This is a genomic window from Microbacterium sp. Leaf288 (assembly GCF_001422925.1).
In the GTDB taxonomy this organism is placed as follows: Bacteria; Actinomycetota; Actinomycetes; order Actinomycetales; family Microbacteriaceae; genus Microbacterium.
The window spans coordinates 225,737-249,003 of sequence record NZ_LMNI01000013.1; the positions used below are offsets into that span (position 1 = coordinate 225,737).

Genomic DNA, 23,267 nt, shown 5'->3' on the forward strand with positions numbered 1-23,267 from the left:
GAGAGACCACATGGCTGACGCCTACATCTACGACGCCGTGCGCACGCCCCGCGGCAAGAACCGCGGCGGCGCGCTGCACGGCACCAAGCCCGTCGACCTCGTCGTGGGGCTCATCCACGCCGTCCTCGAGCGCAACCCGGGGGTCGACCCCGCGCTCATCGACGACATCGTGCTCGGCGTGGTGTCGCCGATCGGCGAGCAGGGCGGCGACATCGCGCGCACCGCGGCGCTCGTCGCAGGCCTGCCCGAGACGGTGGCCGGCGTGCAGCTCAACCGCTTCTGCGCGTCGGGCCTCGAGGCCGTCAACGTGGCGGCGCAGAAGGTCGCCTCCGGCTTCGAGGACCTCGTGCTCGCCGGCGGCGTCGAGTCGATGTCTCGCGTGCCGATCGGCTCGGACGGCGGCGCCTACGCGCAGGACCCGACCACCAACTACGACCTGTACTTCGTGCCGCAGGGCATCGGCGCCGACCTCATCGCCACCCTCGAGGGCTTCTCGCGCGACGACGTCGACGCGTACGCCGCCGAGTCGCAGCGCCGTGCCGACACCGCGTGGCGCGAGGGGCGGTTCGAGGGATCCGTCGTGCCGGTGCGCGACCAGAACGGCGTGACGCTGCTCGACACCGACGAGCACCGCCGCCCCGACACCTCGGGCCTCGGAAACCTCCCCGCGGCCTTCGAGGCGCTGGGCGAGAACGCGGGCTTCGACGCCGTGGCGACGCAGAAGTACCACGCCGTCGAGCGCATCGATCACGTCCACACCGCGGGCAACTCGTCGGGCATCGTCGACGGCGCCGCACTCATGCTGATCGGCAGCAAGGAGGCCGGCGAGCGGCTCGGGCTCACTCCGCGCGCCCGCATCGTGTCGACCGCCGTCACGGGCTCCGAGCCGACGATCATGCTCACCGGCCCGACCCCCGCGACGCTCAAGGCGCTCGAACGGGCGGGGCTCGCAGCATCCGATATCGATCTCTTCGAGCTCAACGAGGCGTTCGCCGCCGTCGTCATGAAGTGGATGAAGGATCTCGACATCCCGCACGACAAGGTCAACGTCAACGGCGGCGCCATCGCGCTGGGGCATCCGCTCGGCGCAACGGGCGCGATGATCCTCGGCACCCTGCTCGACGAGCTCGAGCGCCGCGACCAGAAGCGCGGCCTCGCGACGCTGTGCGTCGGCGCCGGTATGGGCATCGCCACCGTCATCGAGCGGGTCTGAGCCGCATCCGCCTGGACCGATTCACGGAAAGAGAACACCTATGAGCACCACGATCGACGACACGACCGTGTACCAGGGATACGCGTGGGAGCAGGATGCCGACGGCGACGTCGTCATCACCCTCGACGACCCCGACAGCAGCGTCAACACCATGAACCCGCACTTCGTCACGGCGCTGAAGGCGACAGCCGACCGGCTCGAAGCGGAGCGCGACGACGTCCGCGGGGTCATCCTGGTGTCGGCGAAGAAGAGCTGGTTCGCCGGCGGCGACTTGAACCTGCTGCGCGCCGCGGACCCTTCGCGGGCCGCGGAGGAGACGGCCCACATCGACGCCGTCAAGGCTGACCTGCGCCGCCTCGAGGTGCTCGGAAAGCCCGTCGTCGCGGCGATGAACGGCACGGCGCTCGGCGGCGGCCTCGAGGTCGCCCTCGCGGCGCACCATCGCATCGCCGCCGACGTGCGCGGCGCGCAGTTCGGAGTGCCCGAGGTGTCGCTCGGCCTCCTGCCCGGCGGCGGCGGCATCACGCGCCTCGTGCGCATGCTCGGGCTGCAGAAGGCGCTGACCGACGTCATCCTGCCGGCGACGAAGTTCTCGCCGTCGGACGCCCTCGCGGTGGGCATCGTCGACGAGCTCGTGCCGTCGGCGGACGAGCTCGTGCCGGCCGCCAAGGCGTGGATCGCCGCGAACCCGGCGCCCGTGAAGCCGTGGGATGCGAAGGGCTTCCGCATCCCGGGCGGCGCGCCGAACTCGCCGTCGCTCGCGGGTGCACTGCCGGCGTTCCCGGCCTCGCTGCGCAAGCAGCTGAAGGGCGCGCCGCTTCCCGCACCCCGCGCGGCGATGGCCGCGGCGGTCGAGGGCGCGTACGTCGACTTCGAGACGGCGTCGAAGGTCGAGACCCGCTACCTCGTCGAGCTCACCCACGGCCAGGTCGCGAAGAACATGATCAAGGCGTTCTTCTTCGATCTCGGGCACATCAACGCCGGGGGTTCGCGCCCGGGCGGCTTCCCGAAGTACCGGGCGAAGAAGGTCGGCGTGATCGGCGCGGGCATGATGGGCGCCGCGATCGCGTACGTGTCGGCGAAGGCGGGCATCGAAGTGGTGCTGAAGGACGTCACCCTCGAGGCGGCCGAGAAGGGCAAGGACTACTCGCGGGCGCTGGAGGACAAGGCGCTCGCGCGGGGGCGCACGACGGCCTCGACCTCCGAGGCGCTGCTGGCGCGCATCACGCCGACCGCCGACCCCGCCGACTTCGCCGGCGTGGACTTCGTGATCGAGGCCGTGTTCGAATCGGTGCCCGTCAAGCAGGGCGTGTTCCAGGAGATCCAGCACCTCGTCGAGCCCGATGCGGTGCTCGGCTCGAACACCTCGACGCTGCCGATCACGCTGCTCGCCGAGGGCGTGGAGCGCACCGACGATGTCATCGGCATCCACTTCTTCTCCCCTGTCGACAAGATGCCGCTCGTCGAGATCGTCCGCGGCCAGCGCACCAGCGACGAGGTGCTCGCGAAGACGTTCGACTACGTCCAGCAGATCCGCAAGACGCCGATCGTCGTCAATGACGCCCGCGGCTTCTTCACCTCTCGCGTCATCGGGCGGTTCATCGCCGAGGCGGTCGCCGCGGTCGGCGAGGGCGTCGAGCCCGCGTCGGTCGAGCAGGCGGCGCTGCAGGCCGGGTACCCGGCGGGCGCGCTGCAGCTCCTCGACGAGCTGACCATCTCGCTGTCACGCAAGATCCGCCTCGAGACGCGCGCCGCCGAAGAGGCCTCCGGAGCGGTGTGGGTGGAGCATCCGTCCGAAGCGGTGATGGACTGGATGGTCCTCGACGCCGAGCGCCCCGGGCGGCGCGCCGGCGGCGGCTTCTACGAGTACGACGAGTCGGGCCGGCGCGTCGGCATCTGGCGGGGCCTGCGCGAGAAGTACGGCTCGGGGCGCACGGTGCTCCCCTTCGAGGACCTGCAGGAACGGATGCTGTTCGCCGAGGCCCTCGACACCGTCGCGTGCCTCGACGCCGGCGTGCTCACCTCGGTGCCCGACGCCAACATCGGGTCGATCTACGGCATCGGCTTCCCGGCGTGGACCGGTGGGGTGCTCCAGTACATCAACCAGTACGAGGGCGGGCTGGACGGCTTCATCGCCCGGTCTCGCGAGCTCGCCGAGCGCTACGGCGACCGGTTCCTTCCGCCGGCCTCGCTGATCGCCAAGGCCGAGGCGGGTGAGATCTATGAGTGACACGACGCTCGCCGAGCCGCGACTCAAGACCCGCTTCACCGAGGCGCTCGGCATCGAGCACCCCGTGGTGCAGGGCGGCATGATGTGGGTCGGCCGGGCCGAGCTCGCCGCAGCCGTCTCGGAGGCCGGCGGCCTCGGCATGATCACCGCCCTGACCCAGCCGACACCGGCCGATCTCGTGAACGAGATCGAGCGCGCGCGGACGCTGACCGACAAGCCGTTCGGCGTGAACCTCACGATCCTGCCGTCGATCAGCCCACCGCCGTACGACGAGTACCGCCGCGCCATCGTCGACGCGGGCGTGACGATCGTCGAGACGGCCGGCGCCAACCCCGAGCCGCACATGGAGATGTTCCGCGAGCATGGCGTGCGGGTCATCCACAAGTGCACGTCGGTGCGGCACGCCGTCAAGGCGGAGAAGGTCGGCGTCACGGCGGTGTCGATCGACGGGTTCGAGTGCGCCGGGCACCCGGGCGAGGACGACGTGCCGGGGCTCGTCCTGATCCCGGCCGCGGCCGATGCCCTCAGCATCCCGTTCATCGCCTCCGGAGGGTTCGCCGACGGCCGCGGTCTCGCGGCGGCCCTCGTGCTCGGTGCGGACGGCGTGAACATGGGCTCGCGGTTCATGTGCACCGAGGAGTCGCCCGTGTCACAGGCGGTGAAGGAGCGCATCGTCCAGGCGAGCGAGCTCGACACGAACCTCATCTTCCGGTCGCTGCGCAACACCGCGCGCGTCGCGAAGAACGCCGTGTCGGACGAAGTGGTGCGCATCCTCGCCGAGGGCGGGCAGTTCCCCGATGTGCGCGACCTCGTCGCCGGCGCCCGCGGCCGCAAGGTCTTCGAGAACGGCGACCTCGACGCCGGCATCTGGACCGTGGGCCAGGTGCAGGGCCTGATCCACGACATCCCGCCCGCCGGCGAGGTCGTCCGCCACACGGTGTCGCAGGCCCACGCGGTGCTGTCGCAGCGCCTGTCGCTGTTCACCTGACGGCGGACTCCCCCCGCGGGACGGATGCCTCGTCCCGAGGCATCCGTCCCCCTCGCTGTCCCGAGCCCCGCTCCGCAGTCACAAAGTGCGGCCCACACGGCGTCGCGACCCTCACAAAGCGACTGCGGAACAGAGGACGGAACTGTTCCGCAGTCACCTTGTGCGGGCCAGACGGCGCGCGACCCTCACAAAGTGACTGCGGAACAGCGGAGGCTGCGGGGTCGACGGGGCGGGGTCAGGCGCCGGCGCCGTGGCGGACGAGGTCCTGGGTCTGGCGGACGAGGTCGTCGAGGCTGCGGGTGCGGGGGTTCCACCACTCCACGGCCCAGTTCATGGACCCCAGGAGCAGCAGGCGGAAGATGTTGATGTCGAGGTCGGGCCGGAGCTGGCCGGCATCCTGGGCGGCGTGGAAGAGGTCGCGCCAGATGCGGCTGTAGGACGCCTCTTCGGCGGCGGGGCGCACGCGCAGGTGCTCGGGCACCTGCCCCGCGTTGCGGACGGACGCCGTCGTGTAGTCCGAGATCTGCAGCTCGTAGCGCAGGTGCGCGTCGACCGCCGCGAGGATGCGGTCGAGGGGCGTGGCGTCGTCGGGCAACGCCGCGATCACCTCTTCGACGTGCACGCGCACGCGGTGCGCGCCGGCCCACATCACCTCTTCGACGAGGTCGTCGCGCGAGCCGAAGTAGTAGTAGATCGCGGGGGCCTGCACCCCGGCGACGTCGGCGACGTCGGTGAGCCTCGTGCCGGCATAGCCCTTGCGGCTGAGCACCTGGGCGGCGGCGTCCAGGATGCGCTGACGCGTGCGCTGCGACTTCGCCGTCGCTCCGTCCTCGCTGCTCTGCGACACCCGGACCCCTCTCGTTCCCCACATTCTAACCAGGATTCGAAAATCTTCGTGCGGACCCTTGCGGCGCGAACACGGCGGCGATACTGTGAATCGCCATTCACTTCCCGTCCTCAACGACGAGTCTCGGCGACGAGATGGAAACGACCCGACATGACCCTCTTGCACGACGACGGCACGTCCGTCCTCACCACCACCGACCCCCGCGACGGCAGCCCGATCGCCTCGTACCCCGTGGCGTCCGCCGACGACGTGCGGCGCGCCGTCGAGCGCGCCCGCGAAGCTGGGGCGTGGTGGGCGGGTCTCTCGTACTCCGAGCGCCGGCGCGTGCTCATCGCGTTCAAGGCGGCCATCGCGCGCGACGCGAAGGCGCTGGCCGCGACGATCGCGCGCGAGACCGGCAAGTCCGACGGCGATGCCCTCCTCGAGGTGATGCTCACGCTCGGTCACCTCGACTGGGCGGCGAAGAACGCGGAGCCGGTGCTCAAGCGGCGCAAGGTCAAGGCGGGGCTCGTGAACTACAACCAGCACGCGACGCTCGGGTACGTGCCCTACGGCGTCGTCGGCGTCATCGGCCCGTGGAACTACCCGTTCTACACGCCGATGGGCTCGATCTCGTACGCGCTCGCGGCCGGCAACGCCGTCGTCTTCAAGCCGAGCGAGCTGACACCCGGCACCGCCGTGTGGGTCGCCGAGAGGTGGCGCGAGGTATGCGACCGGCCGGTGCTCCAGGCCGTGACCGGTGGCCGGGCGACCGGGGCGGATCTGGTGCGTGCGGGCGTCGACAAGGTCGCGTTCACCGGCTCGACCGCCAGCGCGAAGAAGGTCATGGCCGCGTGCTCCGAGACCCTCACCCCGCTGGTCGCCGAGTGCGGCGGCAAGGACGCGCTGATCGTCGCGACGGATGCCGACCTCGACGCCGCGGCCGACTTCATCGCGTTCGGCGCTCTCGGCAACGCGGGTCAGACGTGCGTGGGCGTCGAACGCGTCTACGTCGAGCAGCGCGTGCGCGATGCCCTCGTCGACAAGGTCGTCGAGCGTGCGAAGCGCATCGTCGTGACCGGCGACGCCCCGACGTACGGGCCGATGACCCTCGCCACTCAGACGGATGTCGTCTCCGCCCACGTCGAGGACGCCCTCGCCCGCGGTGGCAGGGCGGTCTTCGGTGGCCCCGAGTCGGTCGCCGACCGGACGGTGTCGCCGATCGTGCTCGTCGACGTCCCCGAGGACTCCGACGCCGTGCAGCGCGAGACCTTCGGACCGACCGTGGTCATCAACGCCGTCGCCGACCTCGACGAAGCCGTCGCCCGCGCCAACGCGACCGAGTACGGACTCGGGGCCGCCGTCTTCACGAAGGACGCGAAGAAGGGCGAGCGCATCGCCGCGCAGCTGTGCGCCGGCGTCGTCACGATCAACTCCGTGCTCGGCTTCGCGGCCATCGGCGCGCTCCCGTTCGGCGGCGTCAAGGGGTCGGGCTTCGGCCGCATCCACGGCGCCGACGGCCTGCGCGAGTTCAGCGTGCCGAAGTCGATCGCGCGCCAGACCCGCAAGGCGGCGCTCAACCTGCTGACGCTCGAGCGCTCCCCGAAGGACATGCACATGGTCGAGCGCATGATCCCGATGCTCCACGGCAAGGCGCGCTGACCCGGCCCCGGGGCGTCAGCGGGCGTCGATGCCCAGCACGATCTCGACCAGGCGCGTCAGCCGCGCAGCAGCGGCGTCGTCGCGCACCGTGAGCAGCGGCGCCTGGTCGGCGACCACGCCCAGCCCGGCATGGACGAGGACGGATGCCTCGCGCCCGCCGAGTTCGGGACGCACGGCCTGCAGCAGCGCCGCCCAGTCGGCGATGTGCGCCCGCTGCATCGCGCGCAGGCGCCGCTGCTCCTCGGGCGCGAGGTTGCCGATCTCGGAGAAGTAGATGCGCGTCAGCGCGAGGTGCGAGAACGTGTGGTCGACGTACGCACGGCAGAGGCGGCGCAGCGCATCCTCGGGCGAGGACGCCGACTCCCGCGCGTGCAGTGCTGCGCGCTCGAGCTCCACCGCGGCCCGCTCGCACGCGGCCAGCAGCAGCGCGGACTTGCCGTCGAAGTGGCGGTAGACGCCCGACGGCGTGAGGTCGACCTCGACCGCGACGTCCTCGATGGTGACCTCGTTGTAGCCGCGCGCGGCGAACTGCCGGATCGCGGCGTCGATGAGGCGCGCCCGACGCCCCTGCTCGGAAGCGGTTTCGTCGTCGGGCGGAGGCGAGGGCGCAGCATCCGTCGCCGCCACCGTGTGGGGAGCCGGAAGCGAGCCGTCGAGCGCGCGCCACGCGGCCCCCGCCAGGAGGCTGCGCAAGGCCCTGGCACCGACCACCGTGCGATGCGCCGTGATGCTCGCGACTGCGCTCAATGCGCCGAGGACGAGGAGCCTGCGATCGGTCTCGTCGACCTCGGGGCGGTAGACGACGTGCGCCGCCTCGAACCGCTGACGGAGCAGACGGAACTCGGAGGTGAGCAGCTCGCGGTCGTCGTGCTCGAGGTAGCGCCCCTCCCACCGGTAGATCCCGCCGGTCGCGCGGAGTTCGACGGTGGTCGCGATGACCGCGTCGACGAGCGCGTCGAGGGCCGCGTGCGCGTCATCGGGTGAGTCGAGCGGAAGCGCGGCGGCCGCGTCGGTGTCTTCGATGAGGCGGTGCGCGATAGTGAACGCCGTCTGCACGAACAGCGCGTACTTGTTCGGGAAGTGCCGGTACAGGGCGGGCGCCGAGATGCCGACGGCCGCCGCGATGTCCTGCATGGCGACGGCGTGATAGCCGTTCTGCGCGAAGGCGAGGGCGGCGGCTTCCTCGATGCGGCGCTTGCGGTCCCGCGGCCTCGTGCGTGAGGCGGGAGGCGCGGCAGCGGGCATGCGGACAGCCTACTCGCGGGCTTCGGCGGGCTGCCCCGAATGCGAGGCCGTGTTCACTTCCGGCGCGTCGCCCGATGTGAATTTCAATTAACAAAAGGTCGTGACATCCGGCGCCACGCCTGGCATACTCGACACGAGCCACCGGTGCCGCAGGGTCGCGGCATCCGTTGACGATGACGTGACGAGAGGCCACTCGATGAACGATTCCGCCCCCACCGCGATCCCCGCATCCGCGCGGCGCAACCACTGGATGAACCAGGTCGCCACGCACGCCGAGATGAAGCCGGATGCCGCGGCATTCCGCTTCCTCGGCGCCACCACGACATGGCGCGAGACGCGGGACCGCACCGACGCGTTCGCGGCCGCCCTCGCGCGCCGGGGCGTCGCCGCCGGCGACCGCGTGCTGCTGCTCACGCTGAATCGCCCCGAGGTCGTGATCTCGGTGTTCGGCATCAACCGGATCGGGGCGATCGCCGTGCCGATCAACATCCGGCTCACGCCGCCGGAGATCGCCTACATCGTCGACGACGCCGACGCGGACGTGCTCATCGTCGAGGGACCGCTCGCCCCGCTCGTGGGCGCCGTCGCCCAGATCACCGACCGCATCAAGAGGGTCATCGTGATCGGCGACGCCGGCCAGGGCCAGCAGTCTTGGGCGGACCTCGTCGCCGAAGACCCCGCGGGCTTCGAGGCGCCGGACATCCCCGAAGACACGACGGCGCTCATCATGTACACCTCGGGCACGACCGGCCGTCCGAAGGGTGCCATGCTCGACCACATCAACCTCTACGCGCAGTCGATCACCTGCATCCGCGCGAACAACGTCGTCGACGAGAGCGACATCTCGTTCCTGACGGCACCGCTCTTCCATATCGCCGGCCTCGGGTCGATCGCGCCGAACTTCATCCTCGGCATCCCGACCGTGATCCACCCGCTCGGCGCGTTCAATGCCACCGAGCTGCTCGACGCGTGGGAGCGCGAGAAGGCGACGATCGTCTTCAACGTGCCGCAGCAGTGGCAGGTGATCTGCGCCGACCCGAGCATCGCGGAGCGCGACCTGCACCTGCGCATCATCAGCTGGGGCGCCGCTCCCGCGTCCGACACACTGCTGCACGCGATGGCCGACATGTTCCCGCACGCGACGAACGTCGCCGTGTTCGGACAGACCGAGCTGTCTCCGATCACGTGCGTGCTGCGTGGCGAGGACTCCCTCCGCAAGCTCGGGTCCGTCGGCCGGCCGATCCCCACCATCCAGTACCGCGTCGTCGACGACGACATGAACGACGTCGCGCCCGGTGAGGTCGGCGAGATCGTGTACCGCGGACCCACCCTCATGAAGGGGTACTGGCGCAAGCCGGCCGAGACCGCGGAGGCCTTCGAGGGCGGCTGGTTCCACTCGGGCGACCTGGTCCGCCAGGACGACGAGGGCTTCGTGTGGGTCGTCGACCGCAAGAAGGACATGATCATCTCGGGCGGCGAGAACATCTACTGCGCCGAGGTCGAGAACGTGCTGTTCGCCCACCCGAAGATCCTCGACGTCGCGATCTACGGCCGCGCCGACGAGCGCTGGGGCGAGGTCCCGGTCGCGGCGGTCGCGACGGCACCGGGCGAGGAGCTCACGATCGACGAGTTGCAGGCGTGGCTGAGCGACAAGCTCGCGCGCTTCAAGCAGCCCAAGGCGCTGGTCGTCGTGCCGGCCCTCCCCCGCAACGCCGGCGGCAAGGTCAACAAGGTCGCGCTGCGCGCGGCCGACCGCGAGCTCACCCCCGCGTAGGCCATGACAGCTGCTGTGGCCGCGCTCGTCCGTGAGCGCGGCGGATCCGTCGCGCTCACGGACGTCGTCCTGCGTTCCCCCGACCCGCGAGAACTCGTCGTCCGGGTGATGGCCTCCGGCGTCTGCCCGACCGACCTGTTCGGCATCGACGGCGGAGCCGGCAATCGCTTCCCCGCGGTCTTCGGCCATGAGGGCGCGGGCATCGTCGAAGCCGTCGGCGCGGAGGTCGCGCGCGTGCGACCCGGCGATCGGGTCGTGCTCGGCTTCGGGTCGTGCGGCGCGTGCGACTCGTGCCGCGACGGGCACTCCGCGTACTGCGACCGCTTCGCCGAGCTCAACTACGCCCCGCGCTCCGATGCGGCCACCGAGGACGGCGAGCGCGTCACCACCGCGTGGATGGCTCAGTCCTCCTGGGCGACCCGCGTCGTCGTGCACGAGTCGAGCGTGGTGCCGATCGGCGACGACGTGCCCTGGGCGGTGGCCGCGACGCTGGGCTGCGGCATCCTGACCGGCGCCGGCACGGTGCTCAACGTGCTGCGCCCGGCACCCGGCGATGCGCTTCTCGTGCTGGGCGCCGGCACCACCGGGCTCGCGGCGGTCATGGCTGCGGCGCACCGAGGCGTCACGCGCATCGTCGTGAGCGACCCGGTCGAGGCGCGCCGCGTCCTCGCGCTCGAGGTGGGCGCGACCGAGGCGCTCTCCCCCCGCGACCTCGCGGCGCAGCGTCCCGCCCCGTCGTTCAGCCACGTGCTCGACACCGCCGGCACGCAGTCGTCGATCGACGCCGCCCTCGCCGCCGTCGCGCCGCGCGGCATCGCCGCCACCGTGGCGCTCAAGCCGGGCGCCAACCCGATGACCGTGTCGCAATCGCGCCTGCTGTGGGGCCGCACTCTCACCGGTGTGATCGAGGGCGACGCCGACGTCGCCCGCGACGTGCCGCTGCTGGCGGCGCTGTGGCGCGCGGGCCGGCTCCCCGTCGAGCGTCTCATCGGCACGTACGCGTTCGCCGACGCGCAGGCCGCGATCGCCGACGCCCGCGCGGGACGCGTCGTCAAGCCGGTGCTCGAGATGGAGATGGTGACGGATGCTGCGTCCGCCGCATCCGTCCGCCCTCTGGTCGACCGGCTCCGCGACGGCGTGCCCGACGACGACCTCGCGGCGCTGTGGCGTTCGCTCCCCCCGGTCCGGACGGCGGAACTGCGCGGGCTCTGGCGCGGCTGGGCCGCGACGCGCGGCCACCGCGCCGGGCGACTGCTCGAGCGCAGCCGGTGGTACGGCAAGCTCTTCCGCTCCGACGATGACGTCGCACCCCTCGTGTGCGAGACCGAGGACGGCACGCTCGTCGCCGACGCAGGCCTCGCCCGCGGAGGTGCGACGCTGCGCACCATCGTGCACGACGGCGTCGCCACGGCGTCGATGGTCTACGACGGGCAGCCGATCATCGACCACTTCGTGCGGCTCGGGCCCGGCACGGTGTTCGGCGTCATGACCGGCCGCGACACCGACGACCGCGGCCGCGCCTTCTACTTCGTCCTCGAGCACGTGGAGGACCGCCCGGTCGCCCTGCGCGAATGACGGATGCTGCGGCGTCCCGTAGCCGCGGAGCCCGGACGCCGACCGCGGGTCGAGGCATCCGGTTCAGGCGCGCGCGTCGGGAGTCGCGTAGGTGCTGCGCTGTTCGATGACGGCGAGTGTGCAGCGCGAGACGCACACGAGGCGGCCGGCCTCGTCGGCGATGCGGATCTCCCACACGTGCACGCGACGCCCCACATTGATCGCCGTGACCGTGCCGATTACCCAGCCGGACGAGATCGGGCGCAGGTGGTTGGCGTTGATCTCCATGCCCACGACGTGGAACCGCTCACGGTCCACGGCGAGGTAGCCGGCCCACGACGCGAGCGTCTCGGCGAGCGCGACCGATGCCCCGCCGTGGAGCACACCCGCGGGCTGCACGGAGCGGTGGTCCACCGGCATCCGTCCGACCAGCGCGTCGTCGCGGATCTCGACGATCTCGATGCCGAGGTTCTCGATGAGCGTGCCCGGCGCCATCGCCGACAGATCGACCGCGGCGATGTCGCCGAACCAGAGGCTCACGGCCTCACCCCGCGGCTTCCTCTTCACGGTCGGCGGCGGCCAGGTGCGCAGCATCCGCGACATAGCCCTCGATGTGGCGCTCGTCCGGGCCGTTGTACTCCGACAGCGGGCGGATGAGCGCGTTCGAGGCCAGCTGCTCCATGATGTGGGCGGTCCAGCCGGTGACGCGGGCCGCCACGAACAGCGGCGTGAACGTCTCGGTGTCGAAACCCATCAGGTTGTACGCCGGACCCGACGGGTAGTCGAGGTTCGGGTAGATCCCCTTGCGGCTCACGAACTCGCTCTCGAGGGTGTCGTAGAGCGCGGCCAGGTCGGGCCGGTCGTAGTGCTCGACGAGGGTGTCGAGCGCCGCCTTCATGGTGGGCACGCGCGAGTCGCCCTTCTTGTACACGCGGTGGCCGAAGCCCATGATCTTGCGCTTGGAGGCGAGAGCCTGGTCGAGCCACGGGCCGACGTTCTCAGCGGTACCGATCTCGTCGAAGATGTGGAGCACGGCCTCGTTCGCGCCGCCGTGCAGCGGGCCCTTCAACGCCCCGATGGCCGCGACGACGGCCGAGTAGAGGTCGCTGAGCGTCGACGTCACGACGCGAGCGGTGAACGTCGAGGCGTTGAACGAGTGCTCGGCGTACAGGATCATCGACCGGTTGAACGCGTCGACCACGACGTCATCGGCGGTCTCGTCGAACGTCATCCAGAGGAAGTTGGCGGCGTAGTCGAGGTCGTCGCGCGGCGCGACGGGCTGCAGGCCGCGGCGGCGGCGCTGACCGTAGGCGACGATGGCGGGGAGCACGGCGAACAGACGCACGCTGCGCGCCAGGTTCTCCTCGACGCTCCCGCTCGCGTCGAGCACCGATCCGGTGCCGGCGAGATCCTTCGCACCGATGAGGCTCACGGCCGTGCGCACCTCATCCATGGGGTGCGCGTCGATCGGCACGAGGTCGATCGCCGCGCGCACGTCGGCGGGCAGGTGCCGGTACGCCCGCTCGGTCGCGCGCAGCTGCGCGAGCTGCACATCGGTCGGAAGGTCGCCGTGCCACAGCAGGTAGGCGACCGCCTCGAACGGCTGCGTCGCGGCGAGCTCCTGCACCGGGTAGCCCCGGTACAGCAGGGAGTTCGTCTCGGGGTTGACCTTCGAGACCGCCGTGTAGTCCACGACGACGCCCGCGAGGCCCTTCTTGATGTCGGGGTCGGTCATAGCCTTGCTCCTTTGCTTGGCCCGGTCGTTGAGTGAGCGTAGCGAGTCGAAACGCGTTACGTCTCGTCGCTGCGCTCCTCGCTCAACGACCGGGAGCGTCGATCTGGAAGTTGAAGACGTCCTGGTCGAAGTGGTTGTAGTGCTCGTAATCGATGAGGTCGTAGAGATCGGCACGGTGCTGCATCTCGCCGAGCTTGGAGGTCAGGTGTCCGTCGTCGATGAGCGTATCGAGAGCGCGGGATGCCGCGCCCATCGCGATCCGCAGAAGTGAGACCGGCCAGATCACGATGTTGACGCCGACGCTCTGCAGCTGGTGGACCGAGAAGAGCTCCGACTTCCCGAACTCGGTCATGTTGGCGAGGATCGGCACGTCCACGGCGGCGCGGATCGCGGCGAACTCGTCGAGCGTGCGCATCGCCTCGGGGAAGATCGCATCCGCCCCCGCGTCCACGAGCGCCTTCGCGCGGCGGGTCGCAGCATCCATCCCCTCCACGGCGCGGATGTCGGTGCGCGCCATGATCAGGAAGTTCGGGTCGCGGCGCGCATCGGCCGCCGCCCGGATGCGCTTGATCGCGGTGTCCTCGTCGACCACAGCCTTGCCGTCGAGGTGACCGCACCGCTTCGGGTTGATCTGGTCCTCGATGTGCGTGCCGGCAAGGCCGGCGTCCTCGAGGGTCTGGATCGTGCGGGCCACGTTCATCGGCTCGCCGAAGCCGGTGTCGGCGTCGATGATCGCCGGCAGGTCGGTCATCCGCGCGATCTGCTGGCCGCGTGCCGCCACCTCGGTGAGCGTCGTCAGGCCGATGTCGGGAAGACCCAGGTCGGCGCTCAGCACGGCGCCCGAGATGTAGACGCCCTCGAACCCCTTGCGCTCGATGAGCCGAGCGCTCAGCGGATTGAACGCCCCGGGGAACCGCAGCAGCTCGCCCGATGCGAGCCGCTCGCGGAACAGCCGCCGCTTCTCGTGCGCGGGGACGGTGGAGTACAGCATCAGCGGCTCCTCGTCGGCTCGGGGCGTTTCGTCTCGCTCGTTCCTCGCTCGCTCAACGACCGGGGGGACCGGTCGCTGAGCGTGACGAGCCGCAGCATCAGAAGAGGCCCTTCGGGGCCGGGGCCGCCGCGAGCACGCCGAACTCGGCGACGATCGTGAGCTGCTGCACCTCTTCGGCGGTGAGCTCGGGCAGGCGCTGGGCGAGGTCGAGGAAGCGCTCGATCTCGCCGGCCGAGAGCACGGGCTCGGCGAGCAGCCGGAACTTGCGCACGTAGTCCTCGCGCACGAACGGCCGGGCGCCGAGCGGGTGCGCGTCGGCGACGGCGATCTCGTCCTCGATGGTCTCGCCGCCCGTCAGGCGGATCTCGACGCGGCCGCCGAACGCCTTCTCGTCCGGGTCCTCCGAGTGGTACCGGCGGGTCCACTCCTCATCCTCCGCCGTCGTGATCTTGTGCCACAGCGCGACCGTGTCCTCCCGGCCCGCCCGCGCCGGCAGGTACGAGTCGACGTGGTGCCAGCCGCCGTCCTGCAGCGCGACCGCGAAGATGTACGGGATCGAGTGATCGAGCGTCTCGCGGGATGCCGTGGGGTCGTACTTCTGCGGGTCGTTCGCGCCCGAGCCGATCACGTAGTGCGTGTGGTGCGACGTGTGCAGCACGATCGCCTCGACGTTCGCGGGGTCCAGGAGCTCGGGGTGCTCGCCGTGGAGCTTGCGCGCCAGGTCGATCCACGCCTGCGCCTGGTACTCGGCCGAGTGCTCCTTCGTGTACGAGTCGAGGATGGCGCGCTTCGGCTCCCCCTGACCCGGCAGCGGCACCTCGTACGAGGCATCCGGTCCGTCCAGCAGCCACGCGATGACGCCATCCTCGCCCTCGTAGATCGGGCTCGGCGAGGTCTCGCCGCGCATCGCACGATCGACGGCCTCGACCGCCATCTTGCCCGCGAACGCGGGGGCGTGCGCCTTCCACGTCGAGATCTCGCCCTTGCGGGACTGGCGCGTGGCGGTCGTGGTGTGCAGCGCCTGGCCGACGGCCTGGTAGATCGTCTCGACATCGAGGCCGAGCAGCGTGCCGATGCCGGCCGCGGCCGACGGGCCGAGGTGCGCGACATGGTCGATCTTGTGCTTGTGCAGGCTGATGGCGCGCACGAGGTCGATCTGGATCTCGTATCCGGTCGCGAGGCCGCGCACCAGCGCCGCCCCGTCGGCGCCGACGTGCTGCGCGACCGCGACGATCGGCGGGATGTTGTCGCCCGGGTGCGAATAGTCGGCCGCGAGGAACGTGTCGTGGTAGTCGAGCTCACGCACGGCGACGCCGTTCGCCCACGCCGCCCACTCCGGGCTCGTCTTGCGGTCGAGCGCGCAGCCGAACACCGTGGCTCCCGAGCCGCCGACCGACACCGCGTGGTCGAGAGCCTGCTGGCGGGCGGCGCTCACAGGAGCACGGGTGAGGGATGCTGCGGCCACCGCCGCGTTGTCGATGACGCGGTTGATGATCATGTCGACGACGTCCTGGTCGACCTCGACGGGATCGGCGGCGACTTCGGCGATGTGCCACGCGAGCTGCCCCTCGCGCGCGAGGTGCTCATCGCTGCGGTGGACGCGGAGGTGGTGGATGACGGTCATGACCGGCCTTTCAGAGTCGGGGGCGCGCTTCGACAGGCTCAGCGGGAGCAGCAGCTGCTGCTCCGGTCGCTGACCCTGTCGAAGCGATGAGGGATTCGAGGATGCTGTGCAGCGCGTTGTGCAGGTGCACGTGCGTCGCGTGGGCGGCGAGATCCGCGTCCCGCGCGGAGATCGCGGCGGCGATCAGCCGGTGCTCGGCGACGGATGCTGCGAGCCGGGCGGGATTGTCGCGTGCGAGCCGTCGCACCCGGACGAGATGCGTGCGCACCGTGCGCAGGGCAGCGGTGAGGTAATCGTTCGCGACGGCGGCGTCGAGGGCCAGGTCGAAGTCTGCGATGAGGGAGTAGTAGGCGTCGCGTCCGTCCGCGCCCGCGTCGTGGCCGTCGAGATCGACCCGGGCGAACTCGTGGGCGAGCTCCGCGAAGGCCGCGGCATCCCCGCGCTCTGCGGCGAGCCGTGCGGCGGACTCCTCGAGGGCGCGGCGCACCTCGAAGATCTCGCGGATGTCGTCGGCGTCGATCGCGGTGACCACGGTGACGCGCGGCGACTGCTGCGCGACGAGCCCGTCGGCCGCGAGCCGGCCCAGCGCTTCGCGCAGCGGCGTGCGGCTGACGCCGAGACGAGCGGCCTGCTCGACCTCGCCGAGCACGGCCCCGGGCCGCAGGATGCCGGACTGGATCTCGTCGAGGAGGGTCGCGTATGCGCGGTCACTGGCCCGCATCCGCATCACCTCCTCGTTCGACACCTCGGCCAGTGTATACAAAAACGTCCCAATCGCGCACTGCAGGACGATATTGCGCAGCATGCGTATACAAAATCGCTCCGTAGGTACTTCACCCGATGTCGGTGCGCGTGCCGTGGGTATACCGTCCGCATCACCGGGGCGCTGAACGAAGGAGTTGCCATGAAGCACATGCGGGCGGCCGCCACCCTCGCCGCCGTATCGGGAGTCGTTCTCGGCATCGGAGCGACCGCCGCCGCCTCGGCGGCACCCGGTCACGTCGACCATTTCGATGAGCTCCATCACGAGAGCTTCACCGCACACGATCCCGACCTCTGCGACGGCCTGCTCGACTTCCCGGTCGAGTGGGAGGAGCACGAGGTCGGGTCGTTCCGGATCACCGAGCGTCAAGGACAGGGGTACGGCGGATACAACGCGACGCTCGTCGGCTCCTACACGAACGTCGATACCGGCCTCGCGTACCACTACGACCAGCGCGTCAACAGCAAGGACCAGAGGCTCGTGCCGAACGACATCGGCGGACTGACCGTCACCTTCATCGACCGTTTCAACGTCTTCTGGACGGACGACCTGGGTCGGGTCGCCTTCCACGATGCGGGCGCGAACACCGCCACCGTGGAGTTGGACGAGAACGGCGACTTCGTCGAGTTCATCGATGACCACATCCGCGGACGCAGCGACACCGAGGGCCGCGACTTCTGCGACGACCTCATCGAGTTCACGACGCCGCCGGCGCCCTGAACCCTCCTCCCACAGGCGCCGTGAGGAAAGCGTGAGGAATATTCAGGAATTTGTGAATCCGGCGTACCGTCAGCGCCATGACCACAGTCATCCGCACGAGCGGCCTCACCAAGCACTACGGCCGCGTCCACGCCCTCGACGGACTCGACCTCGCGGTCGACGAGGGACAGGTGCACGGGTTCCTCGGACCCAACGGGGCGGGCAAGTCCACCACGATCCGGATCCTGCTGGGACTCGCGCGCAAGACCGGCGGCGAGGCATCCGTCTTCGGTCTCCAGCCGTGGCGCGACGCCGTCAAGATCCACCGGCGGGTCGCCTACATCCCCGGCGACGTGAGCGTGTGGCCGAACCTGTCGGGCGGCGAGGCCATCGACCTCCTCGCGCGCCTGCGCGGCGCCGCGCGCCACGACAAGGCGTACGCCGACGAGAAGGCGCGGCTGATGGACGCCTTCGATTTCGACCCGCGAAAGAAAGGGCGCGCCTATTCGAAGGGCAACCGGCAGAAGGTGGCGCTCATCGCCGCCTTCGCCGTGCCCGCCGACCTGTACATCCTCGACGAGCCGACCAGCGGCCTGGACCCGCTCATGGACGTGATGTTCCGTCGCGAGGTCTCGCGCATGCACGCCGCGGGGGCGACCGTGCTGCTGTCGAGCCACATCCTCTCCGAGGTCGAGCAGCTGTGCGATCGCGTCTCGATCATCCGCGCCGGGCGCGTGGTCGAATCGGGCACCCTCGCCGACATGCGTCACCTCACGCGCACGGAGGTCTCGTTCGAGGGGACGGATGCTGCGCCCGTAGCCGCGCTCGCGGCGGCCCATGACACGCTGGTCGAAGACGGCCGCGTGCGCTTCACCGTCGACAGCGATCAGGTCTCGGGCGTGCTGCCCGAGCTCTCGCGCCTCGGGGTGGCGGGACTGCGCGTGGCGCCGCCGTCGCTCGAGGAGCTGTTCCTGCGCCACTACGGCGACGACCTCGCCGTGCTGGAGAGGAACGGACGATGAGCCGACTGTCGACGCTGCTCGGGCAGCGGCTGCGGCGGGACTGGCTGCAGCTGACGCTGTGGATCGCCGGCACCGTGGCGCTCGCGCTGGCCGGCCTCTCCGGCGCCGCTCAGACCTACGGCACAGAGCAGGAGCGCACGGCGCTGCTCGCCACCGTCATGGCCAACCCGGTGATCCTGTTGTTCCGCGGGCTGCCGTCGGGACCGGGCGAGCAGGCGTTCATCGTCTTCCTGCTGATGCCCTTCCTCGTGATGATGCCCGCGTTCATGAGCACCTTCCTCGCGGTGCGCCACACGCGCGGCGACGAGGAGGCGGGGCGTCTCGAACCCGTCGCGGCGACGACGGCGGGCAGGACCGTGCCGACGGTCGCGACGATCGTCCACGGCGTGCTCGCCAACGTCATTCTGGGCGTCCTCGTAGCCGCCGCCTTCCTCGCCGCCGGCTCGCCCGCCGAGGGGTCCTGGCTCGCCGGGTTCACCGCGGCGTGCGGCGGGCTGACGTATCTCGGCGTCGCGCTCCTGGCGGCACAGCTCATGCGGACCTCGCGGGGAGCGAACTCCCTCGCGGTGTGGGTGCTCGTCGTGACCTACTTCATCGCCGGGATCGGGAACGCCCTCGGCACGCCGAGCGACGACCTGACCCACATGCGGAGCTCGTGGCTGACGTGGCTCTCGCCCTTCGGATGGGCCGAGAACACCCGCGCGTTCGACGAGAACCTGTGGTGGCCCGCATTCCTCTGCCTCGCCGCGTTCGTCGTGCTGGCGGCGGTGGCTCTGGCGCTCCAGGCCGTGCGCGACCTCGGCGCGAGCATCGTGCCCGAACGCCGGGGGCGCGCCGCCGCGAGCGCGACCCTGTCGACGCCGACAGCGCTGGTCACGCGCCTCGCCACCGGATCGACGATCGGCTGGATGGCGGGCGCCTTCTTCGCCGGGGCGCTCTCGACCTCGCTCGGGGCGGTCGTGAACGAGATGGGGTCGGACAACCCTGCCGTCGCCGACATGCTCAAGGCGCTTTCGGCCGAGGCCGACCTCGAGCAGGCGGTCATCGTCGTGTTCTTCACCATGGTGGGACTGCTCGCCGCGTGCGCGGGCGTGCAGACCGTCGCTCGCGCCAGGCAGGAAGAGGCGCACGGCACCGCCGAGCCGGTCCTCGCCACCCCGGTGCAGCGCGTGCGGTGGCTCGCCGACTACGTCATCGTGGGGTTCATCGCCATCGTGCTGACCTGCGCGGCGGCGTTCGTCGGGGCGTGGGCCGGCGCCGCGAGCCTCGACAACGGCGCCGCTCTGACCGGTGACGCGTTCGTCGCCGCATGGGGGCAGGTCATCGCCGCATCCGTGTTCCTCGTCCTCACCGCTCTCGTCTTCACGATCGCCCCGCGCTGGACGATCCCGCTCGGCTGGACCCTTGTCACCGCCGCGATCGTGTTCGGCCTCTTCGGCCCCCTCCTCGGCCTTCCGGAGTGGGTGACGAACCTGTCGCCGTTCTCGGTCGCCCCGGTGCCGAGCGGCAGCGAGGTGGATCTGCGTGGGATGTGGTGGCTCGTGCTCGCCGTCGGAGTCGGGGCGGCAGCATCCCTCACCCTCATGCGGCGGCGCGAGCTGGCCTCGGCCGGGTAGGCGAGCGCGATGACGAACGAGCACCCCGGCGCCGAGGCGGCGGAGCAGGCCGCGGCGATGCTCACCGCGGTGGGCATGCCGCGCATGCCGGCGCGGGTCATGATGGCCCTCGCCGGCTCGCCCGACGAGGGGTACACCGCCGCCGACCTCGCCGACCGCCTCGGCGTGTCGGCGGCGGCCGTGTCGGGCGCAGTGCGCTACCTCATCTCGATGCGGCTCATCCACCGGCTCTCGCGCCCCGGCGACCGCCGCGATCGGTACGACCTCGCCGAGGACTCCTGGTCGGGCATGATCACGGCGAACGCACCGCTGTACGGCACCTTGGCGGCGTCGCTCGACCGCATCGCCGACGAGAACCCCGGGGCTCCCGCGTCGGCCGCACGGGCGCACGAGATCGCGGACTTCCTCCGGTATCTCGCGGAACGGATGCCGCAGCTCTCGGCCGAGTGGCGTGCAGGCCGCGACGCGGCCGGGGAAGCGACCGCGGCCGGGTAGCCTTGCCCGAGTGACCGACGCGACCCGCTACATCGTTGCCACCGACGGAGCCTGCAAGGGCAACCCCGGACCGACGGGGTGGGCATGGGTCGGCGAGGACGGGCACTGGGCAGCCGGCGCGATCCCCTCGGGCACCAACAACGTCGGCGAGCTGATGGGCCTGCTGAAGGCCATCGAGGACCACGGCGACGTCGCGAACCTCGTGATCCAGGCCGACTCCAAATACGCGATCGACACGTACACGAAGTGGATGGACGGCCACCGCCGCCGCGGCTGGAAGACCTCGACGGGGGCGCCCACGAAGAACGTCGACATCCTCGAGCAGCTGATCGCCGCGCGCGACGCCCGCCGGGCGGCCGGCCTCCCCGATGTCGAGCTCGAGCACGTGCGCGGCCACTCCGGTCACGTGCTCAACGCCTGGGCCGACGAGCGCGCGGTGCGCGCCTCCGAGCACGCGGCGAAGGGCACGGCGAGCGCGTGGTCGTCGCTCGGCGCACAGGACCGCATCGACGTCTCGTCCCGCCCGAAGAACGGGCGCTGACCGGGCGGTCGCTGCCTGCAGCCGCGGTCCTCAACTGAGGACGCGGGCGGGGCGGCAGTCCGGGACGGTCGCTGCCTGCAGCCGCGGTCCTCAACTGAGGACGCGGGCGGGGCGGCAGTCCGGGACCGTCGCCGCCCGCAGCCGCGGTCCTCAACTGAGGACGCGGGCCGGGATGCGGAGTCGATGCGGCTCGCGGCCCCTCATCCGGGCTCTCGTCCTCGAATGAGGATCTCGATCGGGGCGGGCTCAGCCCTCCGTCGAGCCTTCGAACAGGCCGACCACATTGCCGTCAGGGTCGCTGATCACGGCCCACCAGCTGGTCGGCGTGATCTGGCTCTTCTCGCGCAGCAGTTCGCCACCGGCGGCCTTCGCCTTCACGATGGCATCGTCGATCGAGTCCACCTCGACGTAGGAGCGGGGCTGGGTGAAGCCGTCCTCGCGCGGGGCGAGGCCGCCGCCCGAGATCTTGTTGGGCGCCTGCCACATCGGGTATCCCTCGAACCCGGGGACCTCGGCGATCTGCCATCCGAAGAGGTCGGAGTAGAACGCGGTCGCCTTGCCGAAGTCGCTGACCGGGATGTCGATGTGCGTGATGTCGCCGTGAGCCATGGGGTTCCTCTCTCGTTCGGGTCGAACCCGGCCAGTCTCCGCCGCGCTCCCCCGGCCCGCAAGAGACCGCGAGAGGACAGCTGGTGGACGAGAGGTGGGGAACCACCCACCCTCTCGGCGACCAGCTGTACTCTCGCGGGAAAGGCGGGTCAACCGGCGGACGCGGCGTCGGCGAGATGGCGCTCGAGCGCGTCGATCGCCGGACGCTGGCCCTTCACCAGGCGGTCGCGGGCGGCAGGCAGATGCGTCCACTCCACGCGGTCGACCTCGGGGAACCGTGCCTTCTTGCCGGAGCGCGGCGGCCACTCCAGCTCGAACTCGCCGAACTCGAGGCTGTCGAGCGAGAACCCGGTGCCGTCGGCGACGAACACCGTCACGCGCTTGCCCGACGAGTACGCGAACGTTCCGAGCTCGGCGTAGGGCGGCTCAGGCGGGTCGATGCCGAGCTCTTCGCGGAACTCACGGCGCGCAGCATCCAGCGCGCTCTCCTCCCCCTCGGCGAACTCGCCTTTGGGGACGGACCAGGCCCCGGCATCCTTGCTGGCCCAGAAGGGCCCGCCCATGTGCGCGATGAGCACCTCGGGTTCGGGCGCGATCCGGTAGAGCAGGATGCCGGCGCTGGTGATCACGGCTCAGACGATACGGGTCTTGGGCGAGACCGTGTAGGTGTCTTCGGGGTCGCTGAACACGACGTCGCCGAGGGCGGTGTCGATCGCCGCGAGCGTGTCGGCGTCGAGCACGACGCCCGAAGCCTTGACGGTCTCGGCGAGCTGCTCGGGACGGGATGCCCCTACCAGCGCGGACGCGACGTTCTTGTTCTGCAGCACCCACGCGATCGCGAGCTGCGGCATCGACAGGCCCGCCTGCTCCGCGACGGGCTTGAGGCGCTGGACCGCTTCGAGCACCTCGTCGCGGAGGAAGCCCTGGATGAAGCGGGCGCCGCTCTTGTCGTCGGTCGCGCGCGAGCCCTCGGGCACCGGCTGACCTGGCAAGTACTTGCCCGAGAGCACACCCTGGGCCATCGGCGACCACACGATCTGCGAGATGCCGAGCTCCTCCGAGGCGGGCACGACCTTGCCCTCGATGACGCGCCACAGCGCCGAGTACTGCGGCTGGTTCGAGATGAGCTGCACGCCGTAGCTCTTGGCGAGGGCATGGCCCTCACGCAGCTGCTCGGCCGTCCACTCCGAGACGCCGATGTAGAGCGCCTTGCCCTGACGGACGACGTCGGCGAAGGCCTGGAAGGTCTCTTCGAGCGGCGTCTCGTAGTCGAAGCGGTGCGCCTGGTAGAGGTCGACGTAGTCGGTGCCGAGGCGCTTCAGCGACCCGTTGATGGACTCGAAGATGTGCTTGCGGCTGAGGCCGGTGTCGTTCGGGCCCTGCGGGCCGGTAGGGAAATAGACCTTCGTGAAGATCTCGAGGGATTCGCGGCGCTGCCCCGAGAGCGCCTTGCCGAGGACCTCCTCGGCGGCCGTGTTGGCGTAGACGTCTGCCGTGTCGAAGGTGGTGATGCCGGCGTCGAGCGCCGCGTGGACCGTCGCGATGGCGGCAGAGTCGTCGACCTGCGAGCCGTGGGTGACCCAGTTGCCGTAGGTGATCTCGCTGACCTTGAGACCGCTGTTTCCGAGGTACCGGTAATTGACCATGAGAAAACGCTACCCGCCCCGATGGGTGCATCGG

Annotated in this window: 21 protein-coding genes; 11 read left to right on the forward strand and 10 right to left on the reverse strand. The window is 70.7% G+C overall.

Translation table 11 applies throughout. The annotated features are described in order from the left end of the window. The first annotated feature begins 10 nt into the window (after positions 1–10). Genes ASF40_RS18720 through ASF40_RS18730 form a run of 3 tightly spaced genes read left to right on the forward strand, consistent with a single transcriptional unit; the run spans position 11 to position 4,431 of the window. The gene (locus ASF40_RS18720) at positions 11–1,213 is read left to right on the forward strand and encodes an acetyl-CoA C-acetyltransferase (RefSeq protein ID WP_056371937.1); all 1,203 of its coding nucleotides are present in this window, start codon (positions 11–13) and stop codon (positions 1,211–1,213) included. Positions 1,214–1,253: 40 nt separating this feature from the next. Next, a complete protein-coding gene (locus ASF40_RS18725) occupies positions 1,254–3,443 on the forward strand; it encodes a 3-hydroxyacyl-CoA dehydrogenase NAD-binding domain-containing protein (protein WP_056371940.1) in 2,190 nt (729 codons plus the stop codon). After that, the gene (locus ASF40_RS18730; RefSeq protein ID WP_056371941.1) at positions 3,436–4,431 is read left to right on the forward strand and encodes an NAD(P)H-dependent flavin oxidoreductase; all 996 of its coding nucleotides are present in this window, start codon (positions 3,436–3,438) and stop codon (positions 4,429–4,431) included. The genes ASF40_RS18725 and ASF40_RS18730 overlap by 8 nt, the downstream gene beginning before the upstream one ends. Positions 4,432–4,666: 235 nt before the next feature. Here ASF40_RS18730 and ASF40_RS18735 read toward each other — a convergent pair whose 3' ends face one another. Further along, positions 4,667–5,278 (reverse strand): TetR/AcrR family transcriptional regulator, encoded by a 612-nt coding sequence (locus ASF40_RS18735; protein WP_045298384.1) that lies wholly within the window; start codon positions 5,276–5,278, stop codon positions 4,667–4,669. A 150-nt stretch (positions 5,279–5,428) separates the two neighbouring features. Here ASF40_RS18735 and ASF40_RS18740 point away from each other — a divergent pair, with 150 nt between their 5' ends. Beyond that, positions 5,429–6,919, forward strand: a complete 1,491-nt coding sequence (locus ASF40_RS18740) for an aldehyde dehydrogenase family protein (protein WP_056371945.1) — start codon at positions 5,429–5,431, stop codon at positions 6,917–6,919. Between the two features lie 15 nt (positions 6,920–6,934). On the opposite strand, the gene ASF40_RS18745 is transcribed toward ASF40_RS18740, so the two are convergent. Next, entirely contained in the window at positions 6,935–8,164 is a 1,230-nt protein-coding gene (locus tag ASF40_RS18745) for a TetR/AcrR family transcriptional regulator (protein WP_056371948.1), read from the reverse strand. 196 nt (positions 8,165–8,360) lie between these two features. On the opposite strand from ASF40_RS18745, the gene fadD5 reads away from it, so the two are divergent. Together fadD5 and ASF40_RS18755 are read left to right on the forward strand one after the other, a co-directional pair. After that, positions 8,361–9,938: a fatty-acid--CoA ligase FadD5 gene (gene fadD5 / locus ASF40_RS18750; protein WP_056371950.1), complete on the forward strand. Its 1,578-nt coding sequence runs from the start codon at positions 8,361–8,363 to the stop codon at positions 9,936–9,938. 3 nt (positions 9,939–9,941) lie between these two features. Continuing rightward, complete coding sequence (locus ASF40_RS18755) at positions 9,942–11,513, forward strand: alcohol dehydrogenase catalytic domain-containing protein (RefSeq protein ID WP_082497200.1); 1,572 nt, start codon at positions 9,942–9,944, stop codon at positions 11,511–11,513. A gap of 63 nt (positions 11,514–11,576) precedes the next feature. Here ASF40_RS18755 and ASF40_RS18760 read toward each other — a convergent pair whose 3' ends face one another. From ASF40_RS18760 to ASF40_RS18780, 5 genes are all read right to left on the reverse strand, one after another. After that, entirely contained in the window at positions 11,577–12,032 is a 456-nt protein-coding gene (locus ASF40_RS18760) for a hotdog fold thioesterase (RefSeq protein ID WP_082497210.1), read from the reverse strand. Positions 12,033–12,036: 4 nt separating this feature from the next. Further along, positions 12,037–13,227: a bifunctional 2-methylcitrate synthase/citrate synthase gene (locus ASF40_RS18765; RefSeq protein ID WP_056371955.1), complete on the reverse strand. Its 1,191-nt coding sequence runs from the start codon at positions 13,225–13,227 to the stop codon at positions 12,037–12,039. An 82-nt stretch (positions 13,228–13,309) separates the two neighbouring features. Continuing rightward, positions 13,310–14,218, reverse strand: coding sequence for a methylisocitrate lyase (gene prpB / locus ASF40_RS18770; RefSeq protein WP_056371958.1), 909 nt, complete (start codon positions 14,216–14,218; stop codon positions 13,310–13,312). Positions 14,219–14,315: 97 nt separating this feature from the next. Further along, entirely contained in the window at positions 14,316–15,842 is a 1,527-nt protein-coding gene (locus ASF40_RS18775) for an MmgE/PrpD family protein (RefSeq protein WP_056371961.1), read from the reverse strand. 10 nt (positions 15,843–15,852) lie between these two features. Then, entirely contained in the window at positions 15,853–16,563 is a 711-nt protein-coding gene (locus ASF40_RS18780) for a GntR family transcriptional regulator (protein WP_056372071.1), read from the reverse strand. 183 nt (positions 16,564–16,746) lie between these two features. On the opposite strand from ASF40_RS18780, the gene ASF40_RS18785 reads away from it, so the two are divergent. The 5 genes from ASF40_RS18785 to ASF40_RS18805 all read left to right on the forward strand — a co-directional run bounded on the left by ASF40_RS18785 (position 16,747) and on the right by ASF40_RS18805 (position 20,978). Continuing rightward, the gene (locus ASF40_RS18785; protein ID WP_056371963.1) at positions 16,747–17,325 is read left to right on the forward strand and encodes a hypothetical protein; all 579 of its coding nucleotides are present in this window, start codon (positions 16,747–16,749) and stop codon (positions 17,323–17,325) included. Positions 17,326–17,402: 77 nt separating this feature from the next. Further along, positions 17,403–18,326, forward strand: a complete 924-nt coding sequence (locus tag ASF40_RS18790) for an ABC transporter ATP-binding protein (RefSeq protein ID WP_056371965.1) — start codon at positions 17,403–17,405, stop codon at positions 18,324–18,326. After that, positions 18,323–19,942 (forward strand): ABC transporter permease, encoded by a 1,620-nt coding sequence (locus ASF40_RS18795; protein WP_056371967.1) that lies wholly within the window; start codon positions 18,323–18,325, stop codon positions 19,940–19,942. Before ASF40_RS18790 ends, ASF40_RS18795 begins: the two co-directional genes overlap by 4 nt. 9 nt (positions 19,943–19,951) lie before the next feature. After that, positions 19,952–20,437, forward strand: a complete 486-nt coding sequence (locus ASF40_RS18800; RefSeq protein WP_056371969.1) for a GbsR/MarR family transcriptional regulator — start codon at positions 19,952–19,954, stop codon at positions 20,435–20,437. A gap of 10 nt (positions 20,438–20,447) precedes the next feature. Continuing rightward, entirely contained in the window at positions 20,448–20,978 is a 531-nt protein-coding gene (locus ASF40_RS18805; RefSeq protein ID WP_056371972.1) for a ribonuclease H family protein, read from the forward strand. 246 nt (positions 20,979–21,224) lie between these two features. Here the strand turns inward: ASF40_RS18805 and ASF40_RS18810 are convergent, their stop codons facing one another. The 3 genes from ASF40_RS18810 to ASF40_RS18820 form a co-directional block, all read right to left on the reverse strand. Further along, a complete protein-coding gene (locus ASF40_RS18810; protein ID WP_056371974.1) occupies positions 21,225–21,587 on the reverse strand; it encodes a VOC family protein in 363 nt (120 codons plus the stop codon). Between the two features lie 149 nt (positions 21,588–21,736). After that, the gene (locus ASF40_RS18815; protein WP_056371975.1) at positions 21,737–22,216 is read right to left on the reverse strand and encodes an NUDIX domain-containing protein; all 480 of its coding nucleotides are present in this window, start codon (positions 22,214–22,216) and stop codon (positions 21,737–21,739) included. A 3-nt stretch (positions 22,217–22,219) separates the two neighbouring features. Continuing rightward, complete coding sequence (locus tag ASF40_RS18820; protein WP_056371977.1) at positions 22,220–23,233, reverse strand: aldo/keto reductase family protein; 1,014 nt, start codon at positions 23,231–23,233, stop codon at positions 22,220–22,222. Between the last annotated feature and the right edge of the window lie 34 nt (positions 23,234–23,267).

Bases quoted from the DNA above. Each gene is read 5' to 3' on its own strand.
- ASF40_RS18720 (WP_056371937.1), top strand. From the start codon at position 11: ATGGCTGACGCCTACATCTACGACGCCGTGCGCACGCCCCGCGGCAAG.
- ASF40_RS18725 (WP_056371940.1), top strand. From the start codon at position 1,254: ATGAGCACCACGATCGACGACACGACCGTGTACCAGGGATACGCGTGG.
- ASF40_RS18730 (WP_056371941.1), top strand. From the start codon at position 3,436: ATGAGTGACACGACGCTCGCCGAGCCGCGACTCAAGACCCGCTTCACC.
- ASF40_RS18740 (WP_056371945.1), top strand. From the start codon at position 5,429: ATGACCCTCTTGCACGACGACGGCACGTCCGTCCTCACCACCACCGAC.
- ASF40_RS18745 (WP_056371948.1), bottom strand. From the start codon at position 8,164: ATGCCCGCTGCCGCGCCTCCCGCCTCACGCACGAGGCCGCGGGACCGC.
- fadD5 (WP_056371950.1), top strand. From the start codon at position 8,361: ATGAACGATTCCGCCCCCACCGCGATCCCCGCATCCGCGCGGCGCAAC.
- ASF40_RS18755 (WP_082497200.1), top strand. From the start codon at position 9,942: ATGACAGCTGCTGTGGCCGCGCTCGTCCGTGAGCGCGGCGGATCCGTC.
- ASF40_RS18765 (WP_056371955.1), bottom strand. From the start codon at position 13,227: ATGACCGACCCCGACATCAAGAAGGGCCTCGCGGGCGTCGTCGTGGAC.
- prpB (WP_056371958.1), bottom strand. From the start codon at position 14,218: ATGCTGTACTCCACCGTCCCCGCGCACGAGAAGCGGCGGCTGTTCCGC.
- ASF40_RS18775 (WP_056371961.1), bottom strand. From the start codon at position 15,842: ATGACCGTCATCCACCACCTCCGCGTCCACCGCAGCGATGAGCACCTC.
- ASF40_RS18780 (WP_056372071.1), bottom strand. From the start codon at position 16,563: ATGCGGGCCAGTGACCGCGCATACGCGACCCTCCTCGACGAGATCCAG.
- ASF40_RS18785 (WP_056371963.1), top strand. From the start codon at position 16,747: ATGAAGCACATGCGGGCGGCCGCCACCCTCGCCGCCGTATCGGGAGTC.
- ASF40_RS18790 (WP_056371965.1), top strand. From the start codon at position 17,403: ATGACCACAGTCATCCGCACGAGCGGCCTCACCAAGCACTACGGCCGC.
- ASF40_RS18795 (WP_056371967.1), top strand. From the start codon at position 18,323: ATGAGCCGACTGTCGACGCTGCTCGGGCAGCGGCTGCGGCGGGACTGG.
- ASF40_RS18800 (WP_056371969.1), top strand. From the start codon at position 19,952: ATGACGAACGAGCACCCCGGCGCCGAGGCGGCGGAGCAGGCCGCGGCG.
- ASF40_RS18810 (WP_056371974.1), bottom strand. From the start codon at position 21,587: ATGGCTCACGGCGACATCACGCACATCGACATCCCGGTCAGCGACTTC.
- ASF40_RS18820 (WP_056371977.1), bottom strand. From the start codon at position 23,233: ATGGTCAATTACCGGTACCTCGGAAACAGCGGTCTCAAGGTCAGCGAG.